General features: G+C 36.2%; 5 protein-coding genes. All 5 read left to right on the forward strand.

The window, feature by feature from the left end; translation table 11 throughout:
- Positions 1 to 151 precede the first annotated feature (151 nt).
- The 5 genes from PEDSA_RS15590 to PEDSA_RS15610 are packed head-to-tail and all read left to right on the forward strand — an operon-like array spanning position 152 to position 11,248.
- The gene (locus tag PEDSA_RS15590) at positions 152 to 3,502 is read left to right on the forward strand and encodes a TonB-dependent receptor (protein WP_013634125.1); all 3,351 of its coding nucleotides are present in this window, start codon (positions 152 to 154) and stop codon (positions 3,500 to 3,502) included.
- 15 nt (positions 3,503 to 3,517) lie between these two features.
- Positions 3,518 to 5,428 (forward strand): RagB/SusD family nutrient uptake outer membrane protein, encoded by a 1,911-nt coding sequence (locus PEDSA_RS15595; protein ID WP_013634126.1) that lies wholly within the window; start codon positions 3,518 to 3,520, stop codon positions 5,426 to 5,428.
- Between the two features lie 6 nt (positions 5,429 to 5,434).
- Positions 5,435 to 7,054, forward strand: coding sequence for a beta-N-acetylhexosaminidase (locus PEDSA_RS15600; protein ID WP_085999935.1), 1,620 nt, complete (start codon positions 5,435 to 5,437; stop codon positions 7,052 to 7,054).
- A 26-nt stretch (positions 7,055 to 7,080) separates the two neighbouring features.
- The gene (locus PEDSA_RS15605) at positions 7,081 to 8,397 is read left to right on the forward strand and encodes a beta-galactosidase (RefSeq protein ID WP_013634128.1); all 1,317 of its coding nucleotides are present in this window, start codon (positions 7,081 to 7,083) and stop codon (positions 8,395 to 8,397) included.
- A 46-nt stretch (positions 8,398 to 8,443) separates the two neighbouring features.
- Complete coding sequence (locus PEDSA_RS15610) at positions 8,444 to 11,248, forward strand: family 78 glycoside hydrolase catalytic domain (protein WP_013634129.1); 2,805 nt, start codon at positions 8,444 to 8,446, stop codon at positions 11,246 to 11,248.
- Positions 11,249 to 11,292 lie beyond the last annotated feature (44 nt).

Here is an 11,292-nt window from a genome sequence, read left to right on the forward strand (position 1 = left end):
TTATTATAAAAGCCTTTAAAATCAACCTTAAAATTTCATACTAAATTAATCGCTAGTCTCTAGTGTTTGAATTGTGTTTTTGCACAAAATGGGAGCGATTTGCTCTAAATTTTCTATAGAAAGTGATTAAATATTACCCTAAATAAATTTTATGAAAAAAAGCATTGTCAATAGTTTTAAACAGACAATTATGCAATTAGGCCTGTTTGTCTGCTTGTTGTTTCTGCATCTAACGGATGTTCAGGCTCAGGCAGGGGCAACAAAGTTGAGAGCGAGTATCCAACTGAATAATGTTACCGTTCAACAGCTGGTTGATAGATTGGGAAAGGATTTTAAATATTCTTTTTTCATTTTGGATGATCAGGTAAGTAAAACACGAGTTACTGTAAATAAAAGTAATGCCACAATCAATGAAATTCTGGACGAGGCTTTCCGTTCAAAAGAGATTACTTACCAGATTCAAGCGAAGAATATAATCATATCAAAGAAAAAAACAACTAGCAGTGTCTCTGATACTGAAAAGCTGATTTCTATAAAAGGAACTGTTATGGATGCTAACCAGCAACCAATAATTGGAGCTATCATAGAGGTACAAAACAGAAAACAAAAAGCAATTTCTGATATAGATGGTAAATTTAGTATAGAGGTTCCAGAAAAAGGACAAATACTGGTTTCTGCTATGGGCTATAAAATGCAAGTTCTTACCCTTTCAGGAATTTCTGCCTACAAAATTGTTTTAGAAGAAGAGGTTCATGCTTTGGAGGAACTGGTTGTTGTTGGCTATGGAACTCAAAAAAGGGCCAATCTTACGGGATCTGTTTCTACTTTAAAGACTGAAAATTTAACTATTGCCCCGATTACAAATGTTACAAATGCATTAACGGGGCAATTACCTGGACTTAGAACTAAGCAAACTTCTGGAATTCCGGGATCTGATGGTTCGCAATTAAGTATTAGAGGATTTAGTAGTCCTTTAGTTATTGTAGATGGGGTTGAAACTAATTTTGACAATATTGATGCTTCCCAGATAGAATCAATATCTATTCTAAAAGATGGTGCTGCTTCTGTTTATGGTGCAAGAGCTGGAAATGGAGTTATACTGGTGACTTTAAAAAGAGGAAAAGAAGGAAAAGTAACCGTTATAGCAAATGCTTCTCAGACCATGCAGAATTCCACCGCATTGATTGCTACGGGAAGTTCAGGACAACGGGCAGAATGGGAACGTGAGGCGCATATAAATGCAGGTTTACCCGCATCGCAAATTCCCTGGAAGTTGTCAGACATTGAAGAGTTTTATTCAGGGACGAACCCTAATTATTTAAATACAGACTGGTTTTCTGCTGCAATAAGATCTTGGGCTCCACAGCAAAATCATAATATTTCCGTAAGTGGTGGAAGTGATAAAGTAAACTTTTATTCTTACGTAGGTTATAATAAACAAACAACGATTGCCAGAAAGGATGGCGGAGCTTATGATCGTATAAACACTCAGACAAGTCTTGATGCTAAATTAACAGATAGGTTATTATTGTCTTCAAGTTTCAACTACATAGGTGAACTTAGAGACTTTACCTCTATGAATCTAGGTCACTCTAATTTTTACAATTCTTTATATGAAAGTGATCCTAAGTATCCTTTAACCTTACCAGATCCGACTATGTTGTCTTATGCAGGAACTTCCACTGGAAATGCTGTTTTTGTATCTAATAAAGGATTGGCAGGTTATAGTAGGAATACGAATAAAAGCCTGAGACTTAATTCTGCTTTGACTTATGAGTTTAAAAGTATCGAAGGGCTTAAGGCAAAAGCTTTTATAAATTATAATAGCGGTACAGGTTTTTCAAAACTTTTTAGAAAACAACCAAACTTTTATTCTTACAGGGCGGCTACCGATGAATATATTTTTGAAAGGAAGTCTGCTAACCCAACAATGCTTTATTTAGGATCGTATAATTCCAGTGATATTACCCAACAATATTCTTTTACTTATGATAGGGTATTCAACAATGACCATCGATTTTCGGGTATGTTGCTTCATGAAAGAATAAATTATAATAATGAAAGTTTTGATACACAGCGAGGTAATTTGGCTTCGGAAGTAATTGATCAGCTTTTTGTTGGCGATCCTAACACTGCGTCAAATAATGGGTCTGCTTCTGAAATGGCCAGAAAAAGCTATGTTGGGCGTTTTAACTACGGTTATAAAGGAAAATATTTAATTGAAACAATATTTAGGGCGGATGCGTCTGCAAAATTTCCTAAAGATGGAAGATGGGGGTATTTTCCGAGTGTTTCAGTAGGTTGGGTATTGTCTAAAGAAAAGTTCCTGGAGAACTCAACCAAAGTAGACAACTTGAAGCTAAGAGCAAGTGCCGGACAATCTGGCGATGATGGGATTGGTAACTACCAATATTACGCAGGATATTCTTATGACATGTCCTACATTTTAGGAGATGAAATAAAGCAGGGACTTTATTTGACCGGCTTGGCAAATCCAAACCTTTCTTGGGAAAAATTAGGAATATATAACGTGGGTTTAGATTTTTCCCTTTTTAATAGCGGAATTTATGGTACGGTAGAGGGGTTTTACCGTTTAAGAGAAGGTATACCCGGATATCGGGTTAATTCTGTGCCATCAAGTTTTGGAGCGGCCTTACCTCTGGAAAACATGAATAGCATAGATACAAGAGGATTTGAGTTTGAATTGGGAACGAAGGGGAAAATTAATCAGGTGTCATATGATATTTCTGGAAATATTTCTTGGGCCAGAAGCAAATGGGTGAAGTATGATGAACCCGATTATGTAGATGCTGATATTAAAAGGATTAATGGTGTACAAGGTAAATGGACAGATGAAAGATGGGGCTATGTTTCAGATGGGTTATTTACGTCGATGGATGAAATCAGAGCTTTGCCATATACTTATGTTGACCTGGGAGGTAATGACGGTATCCGTCCTGGGGACGTAAAATATGTAGACCTTAATGGAGATGGTAAGCTTGATTGGAAAGACAGGATCGAAATAGGTAAAGGCACAGTCCCAAATTGGATGGCGGGTCTGTTATTTAATGTTTCATATAAAAGCCTCCATTTAAATAGTGTTTTTCAAGGAGCTTGGGGCTATACTACTTACATAGATTTAGAGACGGCTCCAACAACTCTTAAATATGACAACAGGTGGACTAGCGAAAAAAACAACTCGGATGCATTAGTTCCAAGGCCTGGAAGTAAAAATGTTGCCAATTGGTGGTATTCAGACTATAGAAATCATAATACAAGATATTTAAGATTAAGAAGTCTCTCTTTAGGCTATGAGTTTAATGATAGAATACTAAAGTCATTAAAGATGAGTAAACTACGGGTTTATGCGGCAGGAAGTAACCTTTTTACAATAACAAATTTATCTAAGTTGGGTGTCGATCCGGAAGCACCGGAAGGAAGCGCAGCATATTATTATCCACAGCAAAGAACTGTTAGCATAGGTCTAAGTTTAAATTATTAGTACAACAGATTAGATATGAAAAAGATATATATTGTAATTGTCTTATTTGGGACTTTATTTAGTTCATGTAAAGATGATTTATTGGATAAAGCTCCTCTTGATAGATTTACAGACGCAGTAGTATGGAAAGATCCAGCCTTAATAGATGCATTCTTACTATCTCAATATGCATATACTCCGGTAATGATAAACGATGCTACAACAGTATTTACGAGTTGGGAAGGATCACCTTCAAATAGAGATCCTCGTAGTGGAAACCTGAGATACTGGTTTGGAAATAGTGCTCAGACATTTGGTCCGGGATTGTCTATTGAGATTAGCGATGAAGCAAAATATACTTCTGGAGCGTGGACGAATGTTTTAGCAGAAAAAATATTTGGTATATCTGCAGAGGGAGGTGTTATGGAATGGTGGGAAAACTCTTACTATACAATAAGAAACCTTAATGAATTTATTGAGAGAGTTCCCTCTTCGCCTTTGAGTGAAAGAAATAAAGCTATTAGAGTCGCCGAAGCTAGATTTTTGAGAGCATTCTGTTATTTCGCTATGGTTAAGCGGTATGGGGGAGTTCCTTTGTTAACCACAGTACCTCAGTTAGATTCGCCAGAAGATTTATTGTATCCTAAACGAAACACAGAGCAAGAATTATGGGACTTTATTCTTAGTGAGACTAAAGAGATTTCTGAAATCTTACCTTCCGTCCAGGATGAATATGGTAGAGCGAATAAATGGGCCGCATTATCTTTACATGCTAGAGCCGCGCTGTTTGCAGGAAGTATAGCAAAATATGGAACATTAAATGCCAATAAATTAACAGGGTTACCATCAAATTTATCTCAATCTTATTTCCAAAAAGCTTATGATGCATCTAAATCTATAATCGAAGATTCTCCTTATAGGTTGTATACTGAAGATGTTAGAGGAAATGATTTAGAAGGTAGAGTACAAAATTTCAAGAATATTTTTCTTAAAAAGAGGAATTCTGAAATCATTATGGCTAAACAGCATGGCGGAAAAAGTTTTGATCCGGGAGGTGGGACAAGTACATGGTCTTGGGATATTTGTCATGCACCTCGACCGTCTGTTTGGGGACAAGGGAATTATCAAGCACCTTATTTAGAATTAATCGAAGCCTTTGATTATATAGATGGCACTTCTGGAACACTTGATAGAAACTATGTTCAATCGAGATTATGGACTATGGGTGAATTATGGAAAAATAGAGACCCTAGATTTTATGCTTCTATATGGACTAATGGAACGCCATGGAGAGATGCTGTTGCAAGTAATTTTGGTAAGGATACTATAAACTTTCATCATGGTCTAATTACTGAAAACGGGACATTGCTTACAAATTTTACAGCGTCTTATAAGGGGATGCCGGCAGTTGGCGATCAATCTTATTTTCATGCTTCTACGGGTATTTCTAATACAGGTTTTGGTATTATGAAGTATTTAGATCCCTCTGCAGATAATATGGTTTGGCTAATGGAGTCCCGGACTGACTATGCGATCTTTAGATTAGGCGAAACCTATCTGAATTTTGCGGAAGCAGCATATGAATTGTCTAAAGTCAATGATGCATTAACGGCAGTTAATGAAATTAGATCCAGAGCAGGTGTGCAACAGCTTTCTTCTATTACTATGGATAAAATTCGTAAAGAAAGACAGGTAGAGTTGGCCTTTGAAAATCATAGGTATTGGGACTTAAGAAGATGGCGTCAGGCAGAAACAAAATTAAGCAGATCGTTTAGTGGAATTCAATATGTTTTAGACTATAGCACAAAAAAATATAAGGTTCTGATACATGATAAAATTGACGGGGAAGTAGATCCTATGTTTCCTGCCAGAAATTATTATTTCCCAATAACTGTTACCAGAAGAGGGCAAAATAAAAATTTAGAGGAGAATCCAGGTTATAACTAGAATAAAATGATGAAGCATAAAATAAAGTTATTAGTCTTTTTTTATTTCTGCAGTATACTGTGGGTATTTGGAGCAAAAGACAGGTTAAATATTATACCCTACCCAAATAAGGTACAAATATATGAGGGTTTTTGTGACCTTTCTAAAGGGGTTAACGTTGTTGGAGGTGAATTGATTAAAAAACAAACTTACTCTTCTTTAGAACATGATTTTGGGATTTTACAGAATAAGAGCGGTATTAAATTATCCTTCCTAATATCTCCAGAAATAACCAATAAAGAGGGATATGTTTTAAATATAGATTATAACGCTATAAATATAAAAGCCTCAAGTAAAGAAGGTCATTTTTATGCTTTGCAAACATTGAAACAGCTTGTTTCTAATAAAAAATTACCTCGAGTAGAAATTATTGATGAGCCGCGGTTTTCTTGGAGGTCCTTTATGTTGGATGAAGCGAGATATTTTCACGGGAAAAAAGTTGTTAAGAATTTGTTAGATGAAATGGCGGCTTTAAAGATGAACACGTTTCATTGGCATTTAACAGATGATGCGGGTTGGAGAATTGACATTAAAAAATATCCTTTATTAACTAAAATTGGAGCTAAGAGAGATAGTACACAAATTGAAGACCCAACGCTGCAAGTGCCGGGAGAAACAGGAGATCCAGCATATGATGAGTTTCTTAGAAGGTATCAAAGTAATAAATTTGACGGAAAACTTCATCAAGGATATTATAGTCATAGCGACATTAAAGAAATAGTTGCTTATGCAAGAGATAGAGGTATTCAAATAATCCCAGAAATTAGTATGCCAGGACACGCTTCCGCGGCGATAGCGGCTTATCCGTGGCTAGGGACACTTGATCAAAAAATCAAAGTGCCTACCCGTTTTGGAGTTATGGAAAATGTTTTTGACCCATCATCAAAGAAAACCATTCAATTTTTTAAAGATGTACTTGCAGAAGTTAGTTCGCTTTTTCCGGCACCATATATTCATATAGGAGGGGACGAAGTAAAACATAATCAATGGAAAGCCTCAGAAAACATCACCAAATACATGACGGAAAATAATTTGAAAAATTATAAAGATGTTCAAGTGAAGTTTACCAATGAGATAAGTGATTACGTTGAGAAAGAGCTAGGGAAAAGTATTATCGGGTGGAGCGAAATATTGGGCGTAGATACACACGTTTGGCAAAAGGATACAGGGAAAGTAACTCAGCAATTGTCAAAAAATGCCATTGTTCAGTTTTGGTCAGGGAATAAGGATATTTTAAAATATGCTTTAGACAATAACTATAAAGTTGTCAATTCTTATCATGAAGATACCTATCTGAACTATTCTTACGATCAGTTACCGCTTAAAAAATCTTATTCACTTCAAGTGGTTCCGCAAGGATATGAAAGATCTTCAGTAATTGGGTTAGGCTGTCAATTATGGACAGAATGGATTTCAGATATGGCAGCAATTCAGTATCATATATTTCCAAGAATAGCAGCTTATGCTGAGTTAGGCTGGACAAAGGAAGAATATAGGTCTTATGACAGGTTTTTGCTTAATCTTAAGCCTCTTGTGAACAAATGGAAAGAAAAAGGATATAATCTTCCTGAAAATGAGTTTAATTAATTTGAAAATACTTAAGTATAGATAGTATGAAGGCTTTATTAATGGTAATCATGTTAAGTGCGATGCAGGTTCTTTCTGCATGTAAAAAAAATGCTGAAGGATCTAAAGATGATAACGGCGGCACAACAACAGAGAACAAGTATGATATCTTAAATATTAACGAAATAGCGATAGGCTTATGGGTTACCCCCCCTGCCAATAATCAGACTAGTGACGAATATAAAAGGATAAAGGATTGCGGGATAAATTTTGTAAATGGTTTTTATCATTACGAAAACAGCAACAGTAGAATTTTAAATGTGTTAGACCATTGTCAAACTCATGGACTAAAATATTTCGCTAATAGAGCAACCGTTACTGATGATATAAAAAAATATGCTCAAAATCCAGACGCGGCTTTATTAACAAAATTTACAAATGGAATAAAGCCCTATGCTAATCATCCCGCTTTTGTAGGAGAACTATTAATGGATGAGCCAGGAAAACCGCTTTTTAATGCTGTTGAAGCATTTGCTTCCGCCTTAAAGAAAACTTATCCTGATAAACTTTGGCATGTTAATTTACTCCCATCTTATGCAACCGGCGGAATTCAAACATCCAGTTATGCAGACTATATCAACTCATGGATGCAGACAATGTCTCCACATTATTTGTCTTATGATAGCTATCCTTTATTAACAGACGGTACAATAGCCAAAGACTATTATTCTAATTTGGATTTTATCAGAGCAAAATCAAGATTCAAGGAAATTCCTTTTTGGACATTTGTTCAAACCCTGTCTATCTCAGGAACGCCAGGAGTACCGGATAAGAGAGAGCCAAGCGAAGCAGATATCCGTTGGCAGGTATGGTCAAATCTCGCTTTTGGAGCCAAAGGAATACAATATTTTTGTTATTGGTCACCCGGTAGCGGTAGTGAAAATTTTGGAGAAGCTTTGATTGGTTTAAACGGAGAAAAAACAGTTCGTTATGATTATGTAAAGAAATTGAATTCGGATATCAATGCCATTGGAAAAATCTTGCTGAACTGTCATGCAGAGGGTGTAATCCAAACAGCTGTTAAGCCATATAATATGTATGAGCCTTTATCTGAATTTGGGGAAGTTGTTGCGGTATCTGGCGACGATAATGTTGTTGGCTGTTTTAAATCCAAAGAAGGAAAGAATAAAGTTTTAATAACGACATTAAATCCAGACAAAGCGGCAAATGTAACACTGTCTCTTAAAAATACGGTTGGTAAAGTAAAGGTTTGGAGAAATAATGTATCAACAGAAGAGGTGCCTGCTAACAATAAACTTAATTTTTCAATAAAAGCAGGAGATGCGGTTTTTGTAGAGTTTTAGACTTCATTATTAATCTTTGTTTAGTTATAATGTCAATTTAAAAAATATGAAGAATATACATAGGCATATTTTTTTAATGCCTTTGATAATATTATTATGCGTAGTAGAGGCTTTTTCTCAGCAAAAAACAGGGTCTATTAAACCTGTTCAACTTCGATGCGAATATCTCGAAAATCCTTTAGGATTAGATTTAGAAAAGCCTCGTCTAAGCTGGGTTTTACAACCTGTTCGAGATACCGAGTATGGTCAAATGCAAACTGCATATAGAATAATTGTAGCGTCAAGTGTAGATTTATTAGAAAAATCTCAGGGTGATGTTTGGGATACAAAATGGGTAACATCGGATCAAATGCAGCTTATTGATTATTCAGGAAAAGCCCTTGTTTCAGATCGTACTTATTTTTGGAAAGTAAAAGTTAAGGACGAAAAAGGCAGAGAATCTGCTTGGAGTGATCTGGCCTTTTGGAGTACTGGTTTGTTTGATCAAAAAGATTGGTCTGCAAAATGGATTGGAAGTGATGAACTGTACGATAAATCTTCGTCTACAAACAATATATCTGATCCATGGTTTCGTAAATCTTTCGAATTAAATAAAAAACCGGGGAAAGCATCTTTATTTGTGGCTTCTGTTGGTTATCATGAAGTTTATGTAAACGGAGAGCGTATTGGAGATCATGTTTTAGCGCCAGCGGTCTCTAATCATACCAAAAGAGCGAGATATATTGCGTATGATATTGCAGATAAACTTGTAAAAGGTAAAAATGTAATTGCTGTTTGGTTGGGCACATCCTGGTCTATATTTCCCGGATACATTTTAAACGATGACCGTCCGCTTACTCCAATAGTAAAAGCACAGGTTGCTGTTTATGAAGAAAGCAATCCATCGTTTAACATAAGGCCTATTACCCGTATTTCTACTGATGAGACCTGGAAAACTAAACCAAGTCCTAATAAATTGTTGGGTAAATGGGACTTTAAGCGAATGGGTGGCGAGATTTGGGATGCCAGACTTGAAGATAAATCATGGAACCAAATAAAATGTGATGAAAGTAAGTGGAAGCCGTCAATTGTATATCCAACTAAACTCATATTATCTTCTCAAGCCGTAGAACATAATAGAGTTTTTGAAGAAATAAAACCGGTTAACATAAAAAAAAGAAAAGACGGTTCTTATAGAGTAGACATGGGAGTAAACTTCGCCGGATGGACTCAGGTAAATGTGAGCGGAACTCCGGGAGATACCATTAAATTTCAATACTCAGAAAGAGAGCAAAATAACATGACCTTTGGTTTGCATAGTGCCTATGTGCTTAATCAAAGCGGAACGGGAACTTTTACAAACCGTTTTAACTATAGTTCTGGTAGATGGATTACTGTTAAAGGGTTGAAAAAAGAATTGACAGCTGAAGATGTTAAAGGATGGATGGTGCGAACGGACTTTAAGAACGCATCCAGTTTTCAAAGTTCAGACACTTTGCAAAATTGGATGTATGATCGTATAAAATGGACTTTCGAAAATCTCTCATTAGGCGGTTTTATTGTAGATTGTCCACAGCGAGAAAGAATGGGCTACGGAGGAGATGCGCATGCAACCAGCGAAACGGGGATGTTTAATTATCAAATGGGCGCATTTTACACCAAATGGATGGAAGACTGGAGAGATGTGCAGGGAACAGAGTCTATGGTTGGAGATATGCTTGATACCAGTTATGCAAGAAAGCATGTTACAAGTGGCAGAATCTTGAATAATGGTGTAATACCTCATACAGCACCAACTATTTGGGGAGGTGGAGGACCAGCGTGGGGTGGTATCGTGATTACTTTGCCATGGTTTATGTATCAACATTATGGTGATATTCAAGTTTTGGAAAAGAACTTTGAAATGATGAAAGGCTGGCTGTCATTTTTAGACACCCATGTAGAAGGAAATTTGATGAGAAGATTTGGAGGAGAATGGGATTTTCTGGGAGATTGGTTATGGCCTAATGCTACAGCAGAGGGAATGAATAATGACTCGCCCCAGAATCTATGCTTAAACAACTCTTATTACATTTTCAATTTGCGAACTGCGGCAAAAGTAGCTCGGCTTATAGGTAAGAACGATGATGCGGCTATTTGGGAGAAAAAAGCGGAGTTATCGTCAAAAGCTGTTAATGAAATGTTTTATAATAAAAACGATTATAGCTATTCTGATGGTACTATGTCAAATCTTGCTGCGGCATTATTGGCAGAAGTTCCTCCTAAAGAATTGAGAGAGAAAGTGCTTAAACGCCTAGAAAAAGAAATTCTTGAGGTTAGAAAAGGCCATATTCATGCGGGAATTACAGGAGGTGCGCTATTGTTTAAATTGTTGAGAGATGAAGGCAGAGATGATCTTATTTATTCTATAACTTCAAAGAAAACATATCCAAGTTGGGGTTATATGAAAGATAACGATGCGACTACAATTTGGGAAATGTGGGAAAAGGACTTGCCAGGGCATTCTTTATTGCACAGTTCGTATTTATATCCGGGAGCATGGTTTATTGATGGGATTGGTGGAATTAGAAGGCATCCTGATTATGTCGGTTTTAAGCATTTTATAATAAGACCACCAGCTTATCAGGCAACTGAAATTAAGAGCGCTCAAACTAAGTTTGAATCTCCTGTGGGAGGTATTGAAGTTAATTGGGAGAGAATTGGAAAACAATTATCATTGGAGGTTGTGGTACCTCCTAATAGTGTTGGGGTATTACAGTTAAAACCTCAGGATATTATTGATATAAGTAAATATAAAACGGTTAAGAAATTACCTAATACGGGAGATTTGCTACAATATGAAATTTTACCGGGTAAATATAGTTTTAAATAAAGGGCTAAATAGTCGGGTTAAGTAGAGGCGCAGGCAGTGTAAAA

The organism is Pseudopedobacter saltans DSM 12145 (assembly GCF_000190735.1).
In the GTDB taxonomy this organism is placed as follows: Bacteria; Bacteroidota; Bacteroidia; order Sphingobacteriales; family Sphingobacteriaceae; genus Pseudopedobacter; species Pseudopedobacter saltans.